The organism is Acinetobacter sp. ANC 5414 (assembly GCF_013004295.1).
Lineage (GTDB): Bacteria > Pseudomonadota > Gammaproteobacteria > Pseudomonadales > Moraxellaceae > Acinetobacter.
In genome coordinates, this window is record NZ_JABERM010000003.1 from 150,018 (window position 1) to 173,002 (window position 22,985).

Genomic DNA, 22,985 nt, shown 5'->3' on the forward strand with positions numbered 1-22,985 from the left:
GTCATGAGTGAAAAATTACAAAAGGTGCTTGCACGCGTTGGTTTGGGTTCTCGCCGTTATATGGAAGAAGTCATTGCCGCTGGTCGTGTAAGTATCAATGGACGTGTTGCCCAAGTGGGTGAACGTATTGAACCAGGTGATGAGCTTCGCATCGATGGTCGTAAAGTCCAATTCCAGATTGAAGACGAAATTCGTCGTCGTGTTCTGATTTACTACAAACCAGAAGGTGAAATTTGTTCACGCAATGACCCTGAATCACGTCCGACCGTATTCGAACAGCTTCCAGCAATTCCAGGTGATCGCTGGGTGATGGTGGGTCGTCTGGATATTAACTCGACTGGTCTGTTATTGTTCACGAACGATGGTGAATTGGCGAATCGCCTAATGCACCCTTCAAACGAAATTGAACGTGAATATGCTGTGCGTGTGATGGGTGAAGTAACACCACAACTTAAAAACAATATGATCAATGGTGTTGTTCTGGATGACGGTCCAGCAAAATTTGAATCATTCTCTGAAATTGGCGGTGAAGGGATTAACCGCTGGTATCAAGTGGTGGTAAAAGAAGGTCGTAACCGCGAAGTTCGTCGTATTTTTGAATCTCAAGGTCTTAAAGTTAGCCGCTTGCTTCGTACCCGTTACGGTACTGTGATTTTACCGCGCGAACTTCGTACGGGTCGCTGGATGGAGCTTGATAAAGGCGATATCGACAACTTGACCAAATCTGTTGAGTTAAAACCGCGTCAAGGTACTGGCTTGTTTGGTATGGCAAAACGTCGTAACGAACGTATGCAAGAAAAACCAATGGCTGCCCGTCGTGGTGGTTATTTACGTCAGCAACGTCGTGATAATGAAGGTGAAGCTCAACCGGAACAGCGTCGTGACCAACGTCAAGCCAGCCCCGAAAATGGCCGTTCTGACAACCGCTTCAACAATCGTCCTGTTCGTACAGAAGGCAATACCGACAACCGTTTTAACAATCGCAATGATCGTTCAGAACAACGTGGTGATGATCGTGGCAACCGTGCGCCTACTGAGCGTAATGGCAATACGTTTGAAAACCAAAACCGTGGTACAGATAAATTTGCACAACGCAAACCCTTTGGTTTGAATAAAGGCTTTAAGAAATTTTAATGCTTAAATACCTTTAAAAGAAAAGCCACTCATTTGAGTGGCTTTTCTTATCGTTTTTCAAAAGGAGAGAAAGTTTTAAAGCACAGGAATATCCATCCACTGTGCATCTGGAAAATGTTTTGCCAAATACGCTTTTAAATAATCCGAAGTGTCTTTAGAGATAAGCTGATCTTGCGATTCATCATTCAAGTTATACGCCAAAGCATAAAGTTCCAAACCACGACTTTTTAAAGCTTCCAAGCTCAGCAACGTATGATTAATACTGCCTAAACGACCTGAACTGACCAAAATCACAGGAAATTTCTTTTCAGCCAGATAATCAATCGTCAGCAATTCTGTGGTTAAAGGCACCATCAAACCGCCCGCACCTTCCAGTAAAACCACCTCATATTTATTAGCCAATTGCTGAGTCGCATCTGCAATTTTTTGAAAATCAATTTCACGACCATCAATTTTGGTCGCTAAATGTGGCGAAGCTGGATAAGTAAAAATCTCAGGCATGGTCAGTTTAGTTTCATCTTCAGGAAACCAGCCCATCTGCATCATTTTACGATGCTGTTCGATATCTTCAGAAATATCGGTATTGCCAGTTTGTACCAACTTTTGGGTAATGGTTTTCTTGCCCTGCGCGTTCCATAACTTTGCCAGATAACCGGTGGTATAGGTCTTGCCAATTCCGGTATCAATACCACTAATAAAATAAACCGCTGCGGTCATGGCTTGCTCCGTGCAATGCAATAGATAGGATGGTAACTCAGCTGATAATGGCGCTGACCATGCTGATCAAGCTCTGAAAATTGCTGATAATCTTGATAAAATTGCTGTAAAGACTGTTTGCTCCAACGATGCTGCGATGCTGTTGCAGTCACACCGGTAGCTTTTAAATGTTGCAGTACTTGTTTAGGCTGTTGAAAAGTTAAAGTTTCAATATTTTCTGAAAGATGCAGGATTTCAAAATCCTGCTGCATCAACTTTTGCTGAATAGATTCAATGCTTAGATAATCCAAACCCTGTCCAGTCAATGCCTTAATTTCTTTTAGATTCTGCTGACCAAAGGTCGAAAAACACAAATAGCCTTGCTGTGTTAAAGCATCAGAACATTTTTTAAAAATCGCCTCTAAATCAAAGATCCATTGCAAAGCTGAACTGGATGCAATCAGGTCAAGGCATTGTGGAAAATCCAGTTGTTCAATATCTCCGATCAGCCATTCTATTTTTTTAGATTCAGAAAAATGCTGCTGAACTTCAGGATACAGGTCATTTAAAAACAGTTGTTTAACTGCAAAATGCTGCATCAGCAAATGGCTTAAATTCCCCGAACCACAACCGATTTCAAAAACACGATCTAAACTGTTTTTGCATAAGTGTTCTTGCATCAACCCAATTAAATTCTGGCAAATCTGTTTTTGTACCACCGCATGTTCTGTATAACTTTGCGCGGCTTTTTCAAAGCGCTGCGCGACTTGTGATTTATCAATATTCACCATGCAAACTCACAACAATGCCACAAGCTGATCGAGATCAGTTTGGCTCACTTGCGTGGTCAGTGAAATACGCAATCTTGAACTATGCTTGGGTACAGTTGGCGGACGAACCGGCATGATATAAAAACCAACCTGCTGTAGCTGCATTGCTTTAGCCACGGTCTTTTGCGACGCACCGATAACCACTGGCACAATATGCGATGTTGAAGGACAATCAAAACCTTTACGTATAATGGCTTGCTGTAGATTACGACTAATATTGTTTAAATGCTGTCGCTCATTTTTTAAAGTTAAAACTTTTTGGAAAATAAAATCAGTCCATGCCATACAGATCGGTGGTTGTGCGGTACTAAAAATCAGCGGTCGCATGCTATTAATCAGATATTCACGAATGATCGGATGGCAAATCAGATAACCGCCGACCGATGCCAGTGCTTTACCGAAAGTTCCTACCAGTAAATCAATATCATCAATCACGCCATATTGTTCAGCACAACCCAAGCCCTGCTCACCTCGAACGCCAATGGCATGCGCTTCATCGACATACAGCATGACTTTAGCAAATTGCTTTTTAACCCGAACCAGTTCAGCCAAATCGGTCTCATCACCATCCATACTAAAAATGGATTCAGTCACCACAATAATGCGATCAAATGATTCATCGGCATGGTACTTTTGCAAAAGTTGAGTCAGATGATTCAGGTCGTTATGTCGATAACGCACATATTTGGCAGTGGATAAACGGATGCCATCAATCATGCTGGCATGCACCAGTTTATCTGCAAGAATTAAGGTTTTACTGTCACTTAAGGCAGGTAAAATCCCGATATTCATGTGATAGCCGCTGTTAAATAACAATGCAGCACGCCCCTGAAAAGCCTGACTTAAGCTGACTTCCAGTTGTTCATATTCAGGAAAATTCCCGGTCAGCAAACGTGAAGATGATGAACTCATGATCCGCAGTTCATTTGGGGTTTCATCAAAAAACTGTTCACGCAAAGTTAAATCTGATGCCAAACCCAAATAATCATTGGATGAAAGGTTGAGCATCGTCTGACTATTAATTTCGATCATCCGACCTTGCTGAACATTTGAAGTAAATTGACGCAGATTACCCTGCTGCTTTAATTCATCCAGCTTCATTGCATAGTCATTTAGCAGCGTGTCATTCAACATGTTCATACTGAAACCTCTTGCATCCGCTCAACCACCTCAACCAGTTGTTGCAACAAGGTATTGAGTTGTTGCTCACTAATCACATAGGGTGGCATCACATAGACCAATTTGCCAAATGGACGTATCCAGACCCCGCGTTGAACAAACTGTTGTTGCAAGGTTTTCATATCAACATTAAAGCTCAGTTCAACTACGCCAATTGCACCCAGTACCCGCACATCCTGTACATAATCCAGCTCTGACAAGGGTTGTAAATGTTGTACTAACTGTTTTTCGATACGCTGAATATTCGCTTGCCAATCCTGTGCCAATAAAACTTCTGTGCTTTTCAACGCAACAGCACATGCCAGTGGATTTGCCATAAAGGTTGGACCATGCATAAACACCCCTGCCTCGCCCTGACTGATGGTTTCCGCCACATGCTTGCTGGTTAAGGTTGCCGAAAGCGTCATATAGCCCCCGGTCAAACCTTTGCCGATGCACATGATGTCAGGTTCAACCTGGGCATGTTCCCACGCAAACAGCTTGCCGGTACGCCCAAAACCGGTGGCAATTTCATCAAAAATCAACAGCACCTGGTATTTTTCACAGAGCAATTTGGCTTGGCGTAAATATTCAGGATGATAAAACCGCATCCCGCCTGCACCTTGCACGATGGGTTCCAGAATTAAACCGGCAATAGTGTGGTGATGCTGGTTTAAGACTTGTTCTAATTCAGCAATATCTGCTTGATTCCATTCATCATAAAAACCGACTTGCGGTGCCGGAACAAATAAACGATTCGGTAGACTGGAACCAAAAATTTGATGCATCCCTGTCACGGGATCGCAGACCGACATCGCATTCCAAGTATCACCATGATAGCCAGAACGTGGCGTCACAAAATTGGTCTTCTGACTTTTTCCCTGTGAAGTCCAAAACTGTACCGCCATCTTTAACGCTACTTCAACAGCCACCGACCCTGAGTCTGCATAAAAGATTTTATCCAGGCTCGGAGGGGTAATTTTTAACAGAAGTTTGCCGAGCTCAATCGCTGGATCATGGGTAAATCCACCAAACATGATGTGCGACATATTTTGTAATTGATCAGTTACTGCCTTGTTCAGTTCAGGATGGTTATAACCATGAATGGCGCACCACCAAGATGACATGCCGTCAATCAGTTGACGCCCATCTTCCAGTTCGATGATTGCACCATAGGCCTTTTTGACTTTAAAAGTCGGCAATGGATTGGTCATGGAAGTATAAGGATGCCAGATATGTTCAAGATCAAATTCTAGATCAGTTAACTCGGTCATCCTTACCTCTAACAGTACATAAAAATCCTAATTTTTAGATCTTAAACTGACACCGAATAAAAAGGAATTGCGATATAAGCCATTTCTCAAGATGTTTGTTTTATTTTCTTTAAATACTGGAAGATTTTGTCACTTGTTTCTTCCGCATGGAAGACAGGGAAACCATGGGAGCCAGAAATTAGATCAACATCTAAAAACTTTGTATTTAAATTTTGAAGATTTTCGATAACTTTGCAACTAACTAAAGCATCCTGCTGTGCAAGCAAATAATATTTCTGCCCCTGATAGTTTTTTAATATATCTGCAACATTTAATTGCTCCAGTAAATTTAAACCTTGCTTTAATAGCTGAATTTGCTGTGGCTGAATTAAACTTTGCAATGTGATGAAATCTGCCTTGGTACTTTTCACACCCTGACAAACCATATAGCCAAATTTCTTTAATGTCGCAATTGCATCCTGTTCAAAGGACTGTTTAAACTGCTGAAAGCTAAGGTGAGCCATTGCTGTTTGCCATGCGTCATTAGCAACAAAACAAGGATTAGAAGCGAGTGTGATCAGGACTTTTCTTGCTGCATATTGCTGTTCAATTTGATCCACCAGCAAAGCAGCCAACTGCCCACCTAAAGACCAACCCACAATGACATCAAACTGTTTAGCCAGTTCAACGTGTTGTTGCAATATCTGCTCATCAAAGGCATTAAAGATATTGATCAATTCAACTTGACCACCTTGTTGTTGCAAGGCCTGTTTTAAAGGACTAAGGAGTTTGGTGCCCCCGCCCCAGCCAGTGATGAGTAAAATACGTTGCTGCAATGTTAATCCTTAAATCTATGCTGTGACTGACTGCAGTATATAAAATTTTATTGATTTTAAACTGCACAAAATCCATCAAAAATAATCTACGTTTGATGAATATTATTTTGTTAGTATTTGGAGAGATCCTAACAAAAAGAAGATGCAGAATATTATGAATGCTTCTAAAATATGCAAAATCACTTTGCTCTGTATAAGTGTAAGCTTAAGTCTTACTCAATTTGCATCTGCTGAAAGTTCCATTTTTTCAAAGTCTGAAACTTCTCAAAAACAATGGGTCGGAAAATCTGCACCTGCGTTTAAATTACAGGATCAAAACAGCAAATGGCATTCTTTAAGCCAATATAAAGGTAAATGGATCGTTTTATATTTTTATCCCAAAGACAATTCACCGGGTTGCACTCAAGAAGCCAATCAGTTTAAGGCACTCTACCCACAATTTTTAAAAAATAATGCTGTAGTGTTGGGCTTGAGTTTAGACGATGTTAAATCTCATCAAAAATTTTCAAAAAAGTTAGGTTTACCTTTTCCCATCTTGGCAGACAATCATCATCAACTGGCAGATCAATTCGGGATTGTCCGTAACCTCGGCATTACCAAAATTGCCAAGCGAGAAAGCTTTTTGATTGACCCCAAAGGAACCATTGTTTATCACTACAACAGTGTAGATACACAATCGCATGCGGCTCAGGTCTTGGCAGATATTCAAAAGTTTTCAAAATAGATCTTCGATTATTCAAAATCTAGACCGTATGATTCGATTCAAATGATAAACCGGGTTCAAATGATAAAATTTAAGACATAAAAAAGCCCAACTCTTGTCAGGCTTTCTCGATCTAAATCTGCAATCTTACATTTGCGATTGAATATAGTTTTGCAAACCAATCAATTCAATCAAACGAATTTGTTTTTCCAGCCAGTAGGTATGATCTTCTTCAGTATCAGACATTTGCTGACGAAGCATCTCGCGGGTCACGTAATCGCCTTTTTCTTCGCAAAGTTTTACACCTTGCGCCAATTTTTCACGTACATGATATTCGAGTTTTAAATCTGCTTTTAAACACGTTACAACATCTTCACCGGTTTCGATGTCATCACGGTTCATATTCGGTGTACCTTCTAAAAACAATACACGGCGAATAAGCGAATCGGCATGCGATGCTTCTTCTTGCATTTCATGGTCAATACGTTCAAAAATCTTCGTTAAACCCCAATCTTCATACATACGAGAATGAATAAGGTATTGATCACGAGCAGCCAGTTCGCCACCGATCAACATATTTAGATAGTCTACGACTTCTGGATTGCCACGCATTTCAATTACTCCATACCCTTTTTCTAACATTATGGACAAAAGCCACCATCAATGCAAAAGAAAAATTATGTAAGTTTATGATTTTTATAAAATTAAAATGAGAAACATACGCATTTGCAGTGTATTTAACCAAACTTTCCATATAAAAAATAAGCCTTTGCGTAATTGAAGCAATTTCACCAAGGCTGATTTAAACTATAAAAGTATATTTTTAAGATTTGTAACGGTTACAAATGGTTCTTATTCCCTCAACGAATAAATGACTTTAACCTTGTGATGCATGTCTTAGCACATCATTCGGTCACAATTGCATCTCATCTAAACGAATTAAATACAAGTTCAGCTGTGAGTAATAACAAATAGAATGCTGCCACATACAAATTTTAGCTGAACTAAGCATCAATCGGTCAAAGACAACCCTGCGATTTCACTCTAAGATAGACGCAAATTTAAAAAACAACAATGGTTTAGCTATGACAAATCCACAACATACCGCACCTATTCTTGTGACAGGTGCGACAGGCTACATTGCCAGTTGGGTGATTAAAAATTTACTGGAGCAAGGTCATACCGTACATGCCACTGTTCGTGATCTCAACAAAAAGCCAAGCTTTGCACATTTAGATAAAATTGCAGCAGAAACCACGGGCACACTTAAACTTTTTAAAGCCAATCTACTTGAACCCCATTCATTTGATGAAGCCATGCAAGGCTGTGAAACCGTGTTGCATATGGCATCTCCTTTTGTGGTGAGCAACTTTAAAGATGCGCTAAAAGACATTATTGAACCTGCTATTTTAGGCACTGAAAATGTGCTGAACAGTGTCAATAAAACCGAGTCAGTGAAACGTGTGATCGTGACCTCGAGTATTGCTGCAACTTATGGCGATGCCATTGATATTCAACACACCGCAAAGAATGAATTTGATGAATCGCATTGGAATACCACCAGTTCAGAAACACATCAACCCTATCCCTACTCCAAAGTCATCGCGGAACGTAAAGCATGGGAGATGCAAAAAGCACAACAACGTTGGGACTTGGTGTGCATTAACCCGGCGCTGGTTCTCGGTCCATCATTAACCGCAAATACCCAGTCAGGCAGTGTGGAAGTTCTACAACAATTTGCTAACGGCATGACCTTGCTCGGTGTACCGCCTATGTGGAATGGGATCGTCGATGTCCGTGATGTTGCAGAGGCACACGTTCAAGCTGCATTTAATCCTGATGCCGAAGGGCGCTATATTATTAGTGGTGGCACTTTGAGCTTATTGGAAATGGGGAAAATTTTACGTCAGAACTTTGGTCCTAAGTTCCCCTTCCCACGTAATAAACTCCCGAAAGCGGCTTTCAAACTGCTTGGTCCTTTGGCAGGTTTCTCCAAGTCATTTGTTGAACTGAATATGGGTTATCCAATCTACTTTAATGCCCATAAAAGTCAGCAAGAACTCGGCATACAATACCGCAACATTGAAACCAGTCTGATTGAGCATTTCCAGCAGTTACTGGATGACGGGGTGGTGAAAAAATACATTCCTTAACGTCTAAAAAAACCACATGCATCTAACATGTGGTTTTAACTGCGCTGATTCAAACTTTAAGCTTATTAACCTTGTACTTGTCCGTATTCAGCCATCAAGTTTAAAAAGTCGGTTTCATTCATTACTTGTACTCCCAGCTTTTCGGCTTTTTCGAGTTTCGACCCAGCTTTTTCACCTGCAACCACGCATTTGGTTTTACTCGAAACGCTACCGCTAACACGCGCGCCTAAGGCTTGGAGTAACTGTGTCGCTTCATCACGTCCCATACTGCTGAGCGTACCAGTAACCACCCAGCTCTCACCATTAAGAGGCTGACGTGTAGGTGCAATCGGTGCATCCCAGTGAATACCGGCTTCAAGCAAACGATTTACCACTTCCAAGTTATGTTCAGCTTGGAAAAAATCGATAATCCATTCAGCGGTAATATCACCGACATCTGGCGTTTTCTTTAAGGCTTCAAGATCCGCAGCTTTAAGGGCATCAAAAGTCTGAAAGGTATTGGCAAGCATACGTGCCGTGGTTTCCCCCACACCGCGAATACCCAAGGCATAAATGAAGGAAGCCAGTGTGGTTTTCTTGCTATTTTCAATAGCATCAAACAGGTTCTGTACCGACTTTTCACCCATTTTTTCAATCGTCAGCAACTGTTCCCGATGTTCATGCAAGCAATAAATATCAGCGACATTTTTCAACAAATCGAGGTGTAATAAAGATTCCACCCAACGATCACCCAAGCCTTCAATATCTAGCGCTTTACGTGAAACAAAATGGCGAATCGCTTCTATACGCTGTGCCGCACAGTACAAACCGCCTGAACAGCGCGCCAAAGCTTCACCTTCTGGCATCACTACTGGCGAATCACAGACTGGACATTGCGCTGGAAGATGGATCTCTTGGGCCTCCACTGGGCGGAATTCTGGCCAGACTTTTTCCACCTTCGGAATCACATCGCCACTGCGGTAGACACTGACGGTATCGCCAATACGCACATCTAAACGGTGGATTTCTCCAATATTATGCAAGGTGACATTGGATACTGTTACCCCCCCTACAGCCACAGGATTTAAACGTGCAACCGGTGTTAAAATTCCTGTACGACCCACTTGCCAGTCAATATTTTCAACCGTAGTTAAAGCAGCAACTGCGGGGAACTTATACGCCGTTGCCCAACGTGGTTCACGACTTAAGAAACCCAATTGTTTTTGCTGCTTTAAGCTGTCCACTTTAATAACCAGGCCATCAATTTCAACACTCAAATTCGCACGTTTCGCATTAATTTCTTCATAGCATTGCTGCACTTCCTGAATGCTGTCACAAATAAAATGACATTCACCTACCGCAAAACCAAATTGAGTGAGCCATTCCAGGCTGGCAAACATGGTGGTCTGACCATGATGGGGTTCGCACTGCGCAATACCATAGGCATAAAATGCCAAAGGTCGTGATGCCGCAATTCCTGGATCTAGCTGACGCAGACTGCCTGCAGCTGCATTACGCGGATTAGCAAAGGTTTTTTCACCTTTGGCTTCATTTTCAGCATTGAGTTTTTCAAAGCCCGCTTTAGGGATGAGCACTTCACCACGCACTTCTAATAGCGCTGGAACTGGACCTTGAGCAGACGAAAGCACTTTTGGCAAGTTACGAATGGTTTTGACATTATGGGTAATATCTTCGCCCGTTTCGCCATCTCCTCGTGTCACCCCACGAACCAGCACCCCATTTTCATACCATAGGGAAATCGCCAAGCCATCGAACTTCAATTCGACATCGTATTGAATTTTTTGATTCGGCAAACGCTCTTCTACACGGCGCGCAAAAGCAAACAGGTCTTCTTGGTTAAATACATTCCCCAATGACAGCATTGGTACCTTATGGGTCACGCTTGCAAATTTAGAGAGTGCTTTGCCACCGACTTTATTGGTCGGGGTATCGGCTTGTACACATTCTGGATATTGCTCTTCTAAAGCCTTGAGCTGATGAAAGAGTTGATCATATTCACTATCTTCAATGCTTGGTTGATCCATCACATAATAGGCGTGGTTATGCTTGGCTAAAATTTGAATCAATTGACGCATTTGCGCTTTGATAGTTGAATCCTGGGTCATACACTCACCATAAAAAAGGGCGGTTGATTTCCGCCCTTAAAAATATTTTATCTACTCGCTATTATAGAAATCGAGTCCGTCAGTTTCAAACTAAACTTCTACAGTTTGTCCTGCACGATAGTCGATTGCATGATGACGCCATTGCTCACGCAACTGAGGTGTGAATTCCTGATTGTTCTGATCATAGACGGTGCCATCAATTTCACGCGCAATCAGACGTGAAAGACTGTCCATGGTATCAAAGGCATTTTGCACATCACTATGTGGCAAGGCCAGGAAGAATGCCAAACCTTTCACTTGTTCAGTGGACAAGGTTTCAAGGTCAAAACCGGCTGCACCTTCATCGGTAATTTGCAAGACTGAAAACAGTAATTTGCTGTCGTCTTGATTGTAGCGATGGAAACACGCCATTTCACCAAAACGTAGACCATACTTAAGCAATACTTTTAAAGTTTTTTCACCTGAAAGTACGCGGCGTTCCGGGTAAACATTTAACGCAATAAACTCAACCGCAGTTGATAAGGCACTTTCTTCATCAACGCGTTGCTGTTCATGCAAATGTTCATCCAAAATACTGCTTTCATCTTCAAACTCTGAAATTTCAGCTTTTTCGATATTCGCATTTACGCTATGTTCTGCTGAATCTTTTGTTACCGTTTGTTCAGCTTGAATCGTTTGCTCTTTTACAGCATCTGTTTTTGATTCAACTTGATTGGTTGTTTCTGCTGCAGCGACTACTGGCGCTTTAACTTCAGCATTTTCAGATTTTGTTTCTGCTTTTTTTGCATCTTGAGCCAGCTCAACAGCCGATTCCGCTAACTTGGGTTCAACACGTTCTATACTTGATGGCTCATTGGCACTTTGTAATTGATCACGGACATGGCGAGGAATCACGGGTTGCTGGCTATCTGTGTCTACATGAAGTTCTGAATCTAATGAAGGTGCTGCATTAGCAGGTTTTTTAAAAAGTATTCTTAAACCGAATAACATAATGATAACGGCGATAATAATACCAACGACGGTGGTGATTTCCATACTATGACTCCGCGACTAAACCGTATTCTTTTGCCTGTTCCAAATCGACAGTGACTAATTTTGATGTACCAGGTTCTGGCATGGTAACACCTAACAAATCGGTTGCCATCGTCATTGCAACTTTATTATGGGTAATGTAAATGAATTGAACTTGTTCAGAAAGTTCTTTTACCAAATTACAAAACCGTCCCACGTTTGCATCATCCAAAGGGGCATCTACCTCATCCAGAACACAGAACGGTGCCGGATTTAAACGGAAGATTGCAAACACCAATGCCAATGCTGTTAACGCTTTTTCACCACCAGACAAGAGTGCCAAAGAGCTATTACGTTTACCCGGTGGTCGAGCCATTAGTTTTACACCCGATTGCCAGTCATCTTCAAGACTTAAACTCGCTTCTCCACCATTAAATACTTTAGGGAACAAATCCTGTAGCTCGAGATTGACCTGATCAAAGGTGGTCATAAACAACTTGCGGGTTTCCTGATCAATACTTTTCATGGCCCCTTGTAATTGATCAACCGTTTTTTCCAAGTCTTCAATTTGATGGCTCAGCTCTTCAAAGCGCTTGGATACTTCTTCGTATTCTTCAGAAGCAGCCAAATTAACTGCACCCAATTTTTCAAAGCGTTGTTGGGCTTTTTCCAGTTGTTGTTGATGTGAAACCAGGTCAATATTTAAACCGCTAATGACTTCACTATTCAATGCATTCAGTTGTTCTGAATAATGTTGAAAATCCGATTTGGCCACTTGCCAGGCCAGACGCTTTTCTTCCAGTTGACCGCGTAATTTCTCGTCCTGCTGTTGATGCTGATGACGTTGTTCGGTCAACTGTTGCTGTTTTTCTTGAATATTATTCAGTTCAACTTGCCATTCATTCCAGGTCTTTTGCAACTTCTCTGTGACTTGTGATTGTTGATTAAATTGTGATTCAAGTGCTGGCAGTTCTAGCTGGACCGGATCGACAAATTTTTTCGCCTGTTCCATTTGCGCAATAATCTGCTGATATTGTGCTTTTGAGAAGGAAGCATCTTTTTCCAGCAATTCAACTTGTTGCCCAGTTTGTGTAGCCTGACGACGTAGCAGCTCCAATTCCTGTTGCGCTTGCTGCCACGTGTGCTGGTTATTTTCCAGCTGTTCGGTGAGTTCTTCAACCTGAAATTGCAGAGTCTTATAATTCGGTAAAGCCTGCTCAAGTTTTAAATTCAAGGCATGCAAATCAATTTCCAGATCATCTTTTTGCATGGCATCTTCTTCAAGCTGCGCATCGAGTTGCTGTAACTGATTTTGCAATTGTTGTTTCTGTACTGAAAATGCCTGAGCCGTACTTTGTACTTTCGCAATATTGACATCAAGCTGTTGCAAGGCCTTTTGCTGTTGCTTTAACTGGTCTTGCTGATCTTGAATGTTTTTTTGCAGCGTTTGAATCTGTTGGAAGATTTCCGGCAATTGTTGTTCCGCAGCTTCAAGCTGCGGCAACTGCTGTGCAAGTGCCGTTTCAATTTCATCTAAACGGATACGATGGCTGAGTGCCCCTTGCCCGGCTTGGCTTGCCTCATCATAAAATAAACCAATCACCCAATCCGCACCCACATGATAGCCATCCAGACTTAAGATGGACTGACCGGTGCTTAATTGTGATTGTAAAGACAAGGCCTGTTTGAGACTGTCCGCAACCGCAACCTGCTGCCAAATGGAATGTTGTGGCGACTCAATCCAGTCAGCCAAACAAGGCAACCCAGCCAATTGAATGTGATCTTGCGAACTATTGCTTTTCAACTGACGGGCAATACTTTCAGCGAAATCAGCATCCGCATCTAATACCTGTGCAGAAAGCCATTTTGCCAAAAACTTTTCAATCAGATTGGCATGTGCTTTGGCCTGATCTTTCAGCTTCAATACTTGCATCAACTGCACAGCATTATTCTGAACTTTCGGACTATTCTTAATCAGCAACTGATTGAGATTTTTCTGTTCTGATTGCAACACCTGAATCGCAGATTTCAAACTTGAAACATCATTTTTCTGCTGTGCATACTGCGCTTGCACTGACTCTAATGTTTGTTTCTGGGTTTGAGTCGCTTGTTCTAATTGCTCAATCTGCTGACCAAGCTGAGATTTTTCACTTTCAAGCTGTGCAATATCATCTTGCTGATCTTGGTGTTGAAGCTGTGCTGTTTGCTGTTGCAGAGTCTGCTTTTGCTGTTCGATCCGGGCAATATTTTTCGCCAACTGCTCACTTTGCGCCAGCATCTGCATTTTTTGCTGTTGCTGCTTCTCAACTTGGGTTTTGACCAGTTCAAACTGTTGCTGCACTTGCTGCTGCTGTGCCTTTAAATCAGCAAAACTTTGGCTCTGGTCTTGGTTCTGACTTTCTTGCTGTTGTAATTGCTCTGCCTGCTGTTCATGTTGCGATTGCAAAGTTTCGATTTGCAATTCAATTAATTGTAGTCGTTCTTTGGTTTGTAGCTTTTGTTGTTCGAGCTGAGTTAAAGTCGAACTATTTTTCTGGAACAAAGACTGTTTCTGTTCCAGGGTCATTTTCAATTCAGACAGTTTTTTCTCAGCCTGTTGCCACTCATTTTGCAGTGGTGTGGACTGCTGAATCAGGCGCTGGAACAGTTCACTGGTCGCCGTTAAATCATGTTCCAGAGTGCTTAATTCCGAACGAACCAGCTTAAAAGTATCGCCCAACTCATTCATTTGCAGGGTATATTCTTGCTGCAAGCGGCTACTTTGTTCACATTGAAAAGACAACACTTCAACTTTGATGGTGCGAATCTGGGTTTCCAGTTCTTTATATTGAATCGCGCTTTCAGACTGACGTTTCAGGGTTTTCAGCTGTGACTTCAGCTCTGAAGCAATATCTTCAAGCCGCGATAAATTTTGTGTGGTGTGATCGAGATGCAACAAGGTTTCACGACGACGTGCCTGATAACGCGAAACACCCGCAGCTTCTTCAATATACACCCGCATTTCTTCAGGTTTGGCATCGACCAGACGGTTAATCATGCCCTGTTCAATAATCGCGTATGAACGTGGCCCAAGACCAGTGCCCAAGAAAATATCGGTGATATCACGACGACGGCACTTGGTACCATTTAAGAAATATTCAGACTTGCCATCACGGTTGACCTGACGACGCACCGCCAATTCATTATAGGCATTGTATGCACCACCGAGCTTGCCATAGGTATTGTCAAAACGCAGTTCAACACTGGCTACGCCTACAGGTTTACGTTTAGCCGTACCGGTAAAAATGACATCTTGCATGCTGCCACCACGCAGTTGGCGTGCACTTGATTCCCCCATCACCCAACGGATGGCATCAATCACATTAGATTTACCACAACCATTTGGCCCAACAACAGCGGTACGATTCGCCTTGAAATGTAAAGTCGTACTATCGGCAAAAGATTTAAAGCCGGAAAGTTTTAAGCTGCTTAAACGCATAATGTCCTGATCAACGTCGTGAACGTCTTGCCCATGCAAGTTCGATTTGTTTCATCCGTGTTAGAGATTCCAACACAAGGTTGCGCAAGTGTCGACAAAAATCATCCATAAATAAAGTAGCTTGTTGTGATTTTCGGATCAAAACTGCATCAGTCACCAATTTAAACAGTTCAAATGATTCCTCTAGCTCGCGACGAGAGATATTTAAGGTTAAAAAATAGCTGCGGCGCATTGAGGGTAACAGCTCTCGATAGAACTTCATCAAATAAGGATTGCTTACCATTTCGTGCTGACGCGCCATACCTTGAAAGATTAAATCATAGAATTTTTCAGTATGTCCCTGACGTGTCTCTTCATGCAATTGCTGCAATAATGCCTGAATTCTTTCAGCTTCATGGCTGCGCCAGGTTTCCGCCACCCGATGCACAATTTGTCCCAATAGCAACGCGCTCATATCAAATAAAGCACGAACTTGTTGCGCAGACATTTCTGACACAACTGCACCACGGCGCGGGTAAATTTCAATCAGTTGCGTGCGTTCCAACAGCAATAATGCTTCACGCACGGAGCCACGACTGACATCGAGTTCAGCCGAAATCCGCAACTCTTGAATGCGTTCACCTTCAACCAATTCACCACGAATAATTTGCTCACTAATATGCTTCGCAATTTGTTCGGACAAACTGTCTTTTTCCTGTTGTTGCATACTCGTCCTATCTTGTTTTTATAAGATGCAATCGAAAAATTTTCACACGTCTAGATTGACCCTGTTATTTTTACTGCGTTTAATCAATTTAAAAAATGACATTGTCAGACAATTATTAAGTCTTTAAGGCCAATTTAATTTTTTTAACATGGCTCAACTGGATTAAACATTCAATCTTATCTATTGATTAACCTTACATTACATCAATAATCATTTTATTTTTATATTTAAATATAAAAAGATGCGAACAGTTTAACCGTAGCGCACCTTTAAAATCTGTTTTGATCACTTATTTTAAAAAATTAGAAATAAGTCGAAAAACCCTGATAGATAAAATATATACCTACCGTAGTTAAAAGGCAGGCAAAACATCTTTTCAGCATCGCTGGAGACAACTTATGCGCCACTTTTGCCCCAAGTTTTGCAGTAATGAAGCTCATTACACTAATGCCGATAAAGGCATAAATATGCACATAACCAATACTATGCGGTACTTCAACCGAGGTATTCGAGCCAAACCACATAAAACCTAGTGCCCCGGCAATCGCAATGGGTAAGCCACCTGCTGCAGAGGTTGCTACCGCTTTTTGGATCACCACACCATGACGGATTAAATACGGGACGGTAAGACTGCCCCCACCGATGCCGAAAATAGCCGATGCAATCCCGATGCCTCCACCTGCAAGCAGTTGCATGCCTTTAGACGGTAAATGATGCGACGGATCAACGGGTTTACTTGCACCGTTAAACATGCCATATGCGACCCAGACCGCAAAGAATCCAATCAGTAACTGTAAGCCTTGACCCGACATATAGTCAGCAATACCAGCACCTAAAAATGAGCCTAAAGCCAGACCTGGAGCTAAATTACGGAATACATTCCACATTACCGCACCGCGTTTATGATGCGCTGAGACAGAGCTTATTGAGGTCACAATAATGGTCGCCAATGAGGTACCGACGGCCAAATGCATAATGACTGAAGGATCATACTGCAGCTGCGTGAACACAATATATAAAATTGGCACAATAATCAGGCCGCCACCGACACCAAACAGTCCAGCGGCAAAACCAGCCATTGCACCAATCAATAAATATATGATTAACTCCATTATTCACATTCCACTGTTGCTTAGATTTAAATGGATTTAGAGACTCGACAACTGCAAAAAATCCTCGACGAAGCTCATCAGCTCCCTGAAGTTTTAATACTGAAACCAGTCACGACTTCAACCAATGATGATGTACGGGAAATTGCACTCAAAGGCGTTCAGAACGTTTTAGTCTGTAGTACCAGACAAACTCAAGGTCGTGGACAACGTCAACGACAATGGGTCTCCCCTGAAGGGAACATCTATTTAAGCACATTGCTGAATACGCGAACACCCATTGATGGTCGGCTTGCCCTTGAAATTGCATTAAATATTTTACAAATGCCGAGTCTGAAGAACTTGGATTTACAAGTGAAATGGCCGAATGATCTTTATAGCACCCAGGGCAAATGGGGCGGAATTCTGGTTGAACCGCTTTCCCCGCATCAGGTGATTGTCGGTGTAGGGATCAATCTTGAACCCATTCCCAAAGAAAATATTGACCAACATGCAACTTCACTCAGTGAATTGGGCTTGACCCATATTTCTCGTATTCAGCTTGTTGCAGAGTTATATATGGCGATTCAACAGGCCAGTGAATGGTTTGATCATCATTGTTATAACCTTGCTGCCCGTTTCAATCACTATGCGGCTTTCAAAAATCAGGCGGTTGAATTTGAGCATCATTCGGGGCTATGTTCAGGTACCTTTTTAGGGATTCAGGATGATGGTGCGGTCAACATTGAAACCAGCGAAGGCTTAAAACAATTTTATCAAGGGCGCTTACGCCGCTTAGAAACCTCTCTTTAGAGAAATGCAATGAAGAATTTATGGTTAGATATTGGGAATACCCGTCTAAAATATTGGATTACCGATAATAATCAAGTCATCGAACATACTGCAGAAATGCATCTACAGTCGCCTGCCGATCTACTTTTAGGTCTGATTCAGCACTTTAAAAGTTTGAACCTGAATAATGTGGGTGTCTCTTCGGTACAAGACAAGAAAAACAACGACCGTATTCAATACATCTTAAAAAGTCTTGGTATTCGAGTGGTGTTTGCTCAAGTGCAGGCTGAATATGCCGGTTTAAGTTGTGGTTATGATAATACCAGCCAACTCGGTATTGATCGCTGGTTACAGGTTTTGGCTGTCGCACGTGATCCAGAGCAAAATTATTGTGTGATTAGCTGCGGGACGGCTTTGACCATTGATCTTGTGGATGGCTTACAGCATTTGGGCGGTTATATTTTACCGAACCTGTATTTACAGCGAGATTCCCTGATTCAAAACACCAAGGGCATTAAGATTCCTGATGCAGCCTTTGATGCATTGACACCGGGACGCAATACCATAGATGCGGTACATCATGGCATTTTATTAGGGCTGGTGAGTAGCATTGAAAAGGTGCTAGAGCAATCACCTCGACAACTGATTTTAACAGGCGGTGACGCGCCTTTATTCGCCAATTTTTTACAACAATACCATCCGATTATAGAAACCGATTTATTGTTGAAAGGTCTACAGCGCTATATTCAGTATTATGCTGAAATGAGATAAGGTTGAATTGTCTGCCAGACCTCTGGCAGTTCCATACATCCTTCTGAATCAATAAAATGTCACTGACAGGGTTAAAGATATTGATCTATTGTTTAAAGATTACTGTGCCAATTTATTTGAAATTTAGCTATAGCAAAGGTTTCAGAATATCCCAAACTTGTTTAAATTCTTCAAAACCATCGCTTCGCATAAAATGCCCCGCATGCTTCACCTCTTGCATTTGGGCATTAATAAAGTGCCCTAACAGGACAGCTTTAGGTGGAGACACATAAGGATCATTGCAGGAAAACAGTAAAAACCGGGTCGCAATCTATTTTTGCAAAATGGCCATGTCTAATTTTGCCTGCCGAATAAAACCGTCCAATTCGGGCAATGCAGTTAATTTATCTTTAAAACCGGCAACCAAAATCAGCCCTTTAATTTGAGTCTGGCTGAGTGCCTGAGTTAAAAAATGCAAGCTCGCAAGACAGCCCAGACTATGCGCAACAATAATACTTTCTGGATCTAATTTTGGCATTTGCATCTGCAACGATTGTTGCCATATTTGAAAATTAGGCGCGTTTGCATCGGGTAGTATCAGACGTCTTGCAAGATGACCTGAATGTTGAACCTGTTGGCTGAGCCATGGAAACCAGTGATCATTCTGTGATTCCTGATCACCATGCACGATATAAACTTTCTTTTGATTTTGTAATGCTGACATATCTTTTCTTCTTGTTATGGACAATTTTATTATGGTTTCATTTTTATCTCATTTCATAACAATAGGTAGAGTTGTTTTGTATTTCTCATTTTAATTTTATTTAACCTACAACTTCACAAAAAATTATTTCTAAGTTTTAAAATTCCTAAATGATCTGATAAAAACAAAAAAGGCGCATAGAGCGCCTTTTTTTACGAAAAAATATAATCTTACTTCTTGTCGTTTCCACCGAACAATGGTCCCATACCGCCACCACCGCCGAATTTATTTTGCATACCACTCAATGATTTCATCATTTTTGCCATGCCTGACGGATTGGCAAATTTCTTCATCATTTTCGCCATTTGCGCATGTTGTTTAATCAGTTTATTGACTTCAACAACTTCCATACCACAACCCGCTGCAATACGTTTTTTACGGCTCGGGTTCATCAGGTCTGGATTACGGCGTTCTTTAATGGTCATCGACTGGATAATCGCTTCCATTTTTTTCACTTGCTTTTCAGGGTTCGCTTGCGCAATCGCATCTTGAATCCCTGAATTGCTCATGCCAGGCAACTTGTCCAAGAAGCCCATCATGCCGCCCATTTTATTCATTTGCTCAAATTGCATCAGCATATCTTCAAAGTTGAAGCTACCGCCTTTTTGCAATTTTTTCGCCATTTTTTCGGCTTTTTCTTTGTCGATCTTGCGTTCAACTTCTTCGACCAAAGAAAGCACGTCACCCATACCCAAGATACGTTGTGCAATACGCTCAGGATGGAATGGCTCTAGGGCATCGAGTTTTTCACCCATACCCAGGAATTTGATTGGTTTACCCGTAATGGCGCGAACCGAAAGTGCCGCACCACCGCGTGCATCGCCATCCGTTTTGGTCAGGATCACACCGGTTAAAGGCAATGCATCATTAAAGGCTTTTGCAGTATTCGCCGCATCCTGACCGGTCATGGCATCAACCACAAATAGGGTTTCAGTTGGCTTAATGGCTGCGTGAAGCGCTTTAATTTCGTCCATCATGTCGTCATCGACATGTAAACGACCTGCGGTATCGACAATCAGGACATCAGCAAACTGGATTTTTGCTTGCTCAATGGCACGATTGGCAATGGTAATTGGGTTTTCGTCAGCGCTCGATTCAAAGAAAATTGCGCCTACTTCGCCTGCAACCGTTTGTAGCTGTTTGATTGCTGCTGGACGGTAAACGTCAGCAGAAACCATGGCTACTTTTTTCTTTTGGCGTTCTTGTAAGAAACGTGCAAGTTTTGCAGCAGTGGTGGTTTTACCCGCACCTTGCAAACCTGCAAGCAGTATCACCACGGGTGGTTTTGCTGCGAGGTCGAGGCTTTCATTGGCCTCGCCCATCATTTTTGTCAGTTCGTCATGGACGATTTTTACGAATGCTTGGCCCGGTGATAACTGAGTCATCACTTCTTGGCCCAATGCCTCTTCCTTAACTTTCGCGATGAATTCACGAGTTACAGGTAACGCAACATCGGCTTCAAGAAGTGCCATACGTACTTCACGTAACGTATCTTTAATATTGTCTTCGGTTAGCTGCCCTGAGCCAGTAACATTTCTTAAACTCTGCGTGAGTCGTTCTGTTAAGGTATCAAACATTGCAAAATCCGCTTAAAATTGCCAGTTGCAAAAAAATCTTTCTTAAAATAGAAAATTTATGCATAAGATGCTATAGGATACTGTAGTTCACGTAGAATTTATATAAATGAATATTCAACATCCTGAAAAAGGTTTGACATGATCAGTCTCCCCTTGGTTTACACGATCTTAGCATTAATTTCTTATACCACATCTTTCTGGTATTTGTTTATTCACTTAATGTCAAAGCGTGATCCGAACCATTGGTTTATAGGGCTTGTACTCGGTTTAGGGGTATTGCTACATACTGTTGTTTTATATAACGATATGGTGACACCCTTAGGTGTAAATTATGACGTATTTCTGTTACTGTCATTTACATCGGGTCTGATGTTATTGTTGAGTTTAATCTTTAGTACTTACCGCCCCATTTTGGCGCTCAATTTACTGGGTGTTCCTGTTGCTGCGATCGGCCTGATTTTAGGTTTTGCCTTAAGTAAATCAAATCAGGTGATTGAAGCACACTCTTTAGGCTTGGACATTCATATTATTTTGTCTTTATCGGCCTATGCGGTTCTACTGATGGCCACCATACAAGCGGTGATTCTGTGGTTCCAAAATCGTGAATTAAAAAACAAGCAAAAAAGAATTTGGGTCAACCTACTCCCATCATTCCAAGCCATGGAATCTTTGCTGTTTGATTTAATCATTACTGGTTTTATGCTACTGACTTTGGCGCTCGGTTTTGGTTTCTTCACCATTGAGGACTTCTTCGCCCAGCACTTAGCGCATAAAACTGCCTTTAGTATTATTTCCTGGTTTGTTTATGGCTCGCTGCTGATTGGTCATTACAAACTTGGCTGGCGTGGTCAAAAAGCCATTCGCTTTACCTTGATTGGTTTTATGCTGCTGGCGATTGGTTTTATTGGTTCCAAGTTTGTACTGGAAATGATTTTAGGAAAATAAGCACCTTTTTCATTTGCTTAATCCCAGACACGGAACAATAAGCAGATAGTCCGTGCGAAATATGATAAATCATTAAAAAAGCCCGATCAGTAAGACTGGGCTTTTTAATAAAATCTAAAGCATTGATTTTAAATAAATAATAATAGTATTTATCATAACTCATATTCTATTAATTTGAGAAATTCTGAATAGGAGAGTAAAAATTTATATTAATTTAAGAAAACCCAATGATAATTAAATCTCGATGACTTTTTTAATATCCACGATGTATCAAAGAATCAAACAATGGGCTAAATCACTCAAGAAAGATATCTTGGTTGTTTGGCTTATTGCAAAAGATAAGCGAACACCCAATTTTATAAAGCTCTTAGCTCTAATTATTGCTGCGTATGCCTTATCACCCATTGATTTAATTCCAGATTTTATTCCCATCCTTGGATATTTAGACGATATTATTTTTGTCCCTTTAGGTCTTTTGCTGGTTATTAAACTTACTCCACAAAACATTATAGATGATTGTAGAGTTCTCGCTGCTACACTCGTCGAGAGACCGGTAAACCGTTGGGCAGCAGGAATCATTATCTTGATCTGGCTTGTATTTTTGGGATATCTGGCCTTGTATTTCATGAATTATCCGCTCTCTATGCTACCTATTTTTAAAGAGTGAAATTCTCTAAAAATTTCCTAATCCTTCCACCCATTTAATAGAATGTCATTTATACGAAATACAATTGAAATAATAATGCAATATCAGCAAGTTAAACTAAAATACAAAATATCAGCAGAATCCCGGCTTGCAAACAAGTCGTTTTTTTTAAATTTAAAATAAAGTCTTTTACCAAAAAAAAATGATCACTTTTTTAATGTTCCCGATGCTCTCAGCACAAAAACTATATTCAATTTTTGCGAATAAAACTGGGATAGTTTTTAGCCAGCTTTGTACGCATATGCTCACAACAATTCCGGCTCTTTGCGCCTATACGACCTGACTGCAATTTCCTATGATG

At 41.4% G+C, this 22,985-nt stretch carries 19 protein-coding genes and 1 pseudogene; 7 read left to right on the forward strand and 13 right to left on the reverse strand.

Annotated features, from left to right (window positions below; all coding sequences use genetic code 11):
• The first annotated feature begins 3 nt into the window (after positions 1–3).
• On the forward strand, positions 4–1,134 hold the full coding sequence (gene rluB, locus HLH18_RS03550; RefSeq protein ID WP_131289438.1) for a 23S rRNA pseudouridine(2605) synthase RluB: 1,131 nt from the start codon (positions 4–6) through the stop codon (positions 1,132–1,134).
• A gap of 75 nt (positions 1,135–1,209) precedes the next feature.
• Here the strand turns inward: rluB and bioD are convergent, their stop codons facing one another.
• From bioD to HLH18_RS03575, 5 genes are all read right to left on the reverse strand, one after another.
• Positions 1,210–1,851 (reverse strand): dethiobiotin synthase, encoded by a 642-nt coding sequence (bioD, locus tag HLH18_RS03555; RefSeq protein ID WP_131289440.1) that lies wholly within the window; start codon positions 1,849–1,851, stop codon positions 1,210–1,212.
• Positions 1,848–2,621, reverse strand: a complete 774-nt coding sequence (bioC, locus tag HLH18_RS03560) for a malonyl-ACP O-methyltransferase BioC (RefSeq protein WP_131289442.1) — start codon at positions 2,619–2,621, stop codon at positions 1,848–1,850. The genes bioD and bioC overlap by 4 nt, the downstream gene beginning before the upstream one ends.
• A 6-nt stretch (positions 2,622–2,627) precedes the next feature.
• Entirely contained in the window at positions 2,628–3,794 is a 1,167-nt protein-coding gene (locus HLH18_RS03565; protein WP_502699805.1) for an 8-amino-7-oxononanoate synthase, read from the reverse strand.
• Between the two features lie 2 nt (positions 3,795–3,796).
• Positions 3,797–5,092: an adenosylmethionine--8-amino-7-oxononanoate transaminase gene (gene bioA / locus HLH18_RS03570; RefSeq protein WP_131289446.1), complete on the reverse strand. Its 1,296-nt coding sequence runs from the start codon at positions 5,090–5,092 to the stop codon at positions 3,797–3,799.
• Between the two features lie 86 nt (positions 5,093–5,178).
• Entirely contained in the window at positions 5,179–5,907 is a 729-nt protein-coding gene (locus HLH18_RS03575) for an alpha/beta hydrolase family protein (RefSeq protein WP_131289448.1), read from the reverse strand.
• A gap of 154 nt (positions 5,908–6,061) precedes the next feature.
• Between HLH18_RS03575 and HLH18_RS03580 the strand changes: the two genes are divergently transcribed.
• Complete coding sequence (locus tag HLH18_RS03580) at positions 6,062–6,631, forward strand: peroxiredoxin (protein ID WP_171545789.1); 570 nt, start codon at positions 6,062–6,064, stop codon at positions 6,629–6,631.
• Positions 6,632–6,757: 126 nt separating this feature from the next.
• Here the strand turns inward: HLH18_RS03580 and ftn are convergent, their stop codons facing one another.
• Complete coding sequence (ftn, locus tag HLH18_RS03585; protein ID WP_067726514.1) at positions 6,758–7,222, reverse strand: heteropolymeric bacterioferritin subunit Ftn; 465 nt, start codon at positions 7,220–7,222, stop codon at positions 6,758–6,760.
• Positions 7,223–7,695: 473 nt separating this feature from the next.
• Here ftn and HLH18_RS03590 point away from each other — a divergent pair, with 473 nt between their 5' ends.
• On the forward strand, positions 7,696–8,763 hold the full coding sequence (locus HLH18_RS03590; protein ID WP_131289453.1) for an SDR family oxidoreductase: 1,068 nt from the start codon (positions 7,696–7,698) through the stop codon (positions 8,761–8,763).
• Between the two features lie 65 nt (positions 8,764–8,828).
• Here the strand turns inward: HLH18_RS03590 and ligA are convergent, their stop codons facing one another.
• The 5 genes from ligA to HLH18_RS03615 form a co-directional block, all read right to left on the reverse strand.
• Positions 8,829–10,868, reverse strand: coding sequence for an NAD-dependent DNA ligase LigA (gene ligA / locus HLH18_RS03595; protein WP_131289455.1), 2,040 nt, complete (start codon positions 10,866–10,868; stop codon positions 8,829–8,831).
• 90 nt (positions 10,869–10,958) lie between these two features.
• Positions 10,959–11,903, reverse strand: a complete 945-nt coding sequence (locus HLH18_RS03600; RefSeq protein WP_131289457.1) for a cell division protein ZipA C-terminal FtsZ-binding domain-containing protein — start codon at positions 11,901–11,903, stop codon at positions 10,959–10,961.
• 1 nt (position 11,904) lies between these two features.
• Entirely contained in the window at positions 11,905–15,357 is a 3,453-nt protein-coding gene (smc, locus tag HLH18_RS03605) for a chromosome segregation protein SMC (protein WP_131289475.1), read from the reverse strand.
• Positions 15,358–15,367: 10 nt separating this feature from the next.
• Entirely contained in the window at positions 15,368–16,063 is a 696-nt protein-coding gene (locus HLH18_RS03610) for a GntR family transcriptional regulator (RefSeq protein WP_131289459.1), read from the reverse strand.
• 302 nt (positions 16,064–16,365) lie between these two features.
• Positions 16,366–17,175, reverse strand: coding sequence for a sulfite exporter TauE/SafE family protein (locus HLH18_RS03615; RefSeq protein ID WP_131289461.1), 810 nt, complete (start codon positions 17,173–17,175; stop codon positions 16,366–16,368).
• A gap of 30 nt (positions 17,176–17,205) precedes the next feature.
• Here HLH18_RS03615 and HLH18_RS03620 point away from each other — a divergent pair, with 30 nt between their 5' ends.
• Together HLH18_RS03620 and HLH18_RS03625 are read left to right on the forward strand one after the other, a co-directional pair.
• Positions 17,206–17,964 (forward strand): biotin--[acetyl-CoA-carboxylase] ligase, encoded by a 759-nt coding sequence (locus tag HLH18_RS03620; RefSeq protein ID WP_131289463.1) that lies wholly within the window; start codon positions 17,206–17,208, stop codon positions 17,962–17,964.
• Between the two features lie 9 nt (positions 17,965–17,973).
• The gene (locus tag HLH18_RS03625; protein ID WP_131289465.1) at positions 17,974–18,714 is read left to right on the forward strand and encodes a type III pantothenate kinase; all 741 of its coding nucleotides are present in this window, start codon (positions 17,974–17,976) and stop codon (positions 18,712–18,714) included.
• 127 nt (positions 18,715–18,841) lie between these two features.
• Here the strand turns inward: HLH18_RS03625 and HLH18_RS03630 are convergent.
• Positions 18,842–19,417 (reverse strand): annotated as a pseudogene (locus HLH18_RS03630) (RBBP9/YdeN family alpha/beta hydrolase).
• A gap of 209 nt (positions 19,418–19,626) precedes the next feature.
• On the reverse strand, positions 19,627–21,033 hold the full coding sequence (gene ffh / locus HLH18_RS03635; RefSeq protein WP_131289467.1) for a signal recognition particle protein: 1,407 nt from the start codon (positions 21,031–21,033) through the stop codon (positions 19,627–19,629).
• Positions 21,034–21,171: 138 nt separating this feature from the next.
• Here ffh and HLH18_RS03640 point away from each other — a divergent pair, with 138 nt between their 5' ends.
• Positions 21,172–21,978 (forward strand): cytochrome C assembly family protein, encoded by an 807-nt coding sequence (locus tag HLH18_RS03640; RefSeq protein WP_131289469.1) that lies wholly within the window; start codon positions 21,172–21,174, stop codon positions 21,976–21,978.
• Between the two features lie 244 nt (positions 21,979–22,222).
• Entirely contained in the window at positions 22,223–22,645 is a 423-nt protein-coding gene (locus tag HLH18_RS03645) for a YkvA family protein (protein ID WP_250852364.1), read from the forward strand.
• Positions 22,646–22,985: the final 340 nt, after the last annotated feature.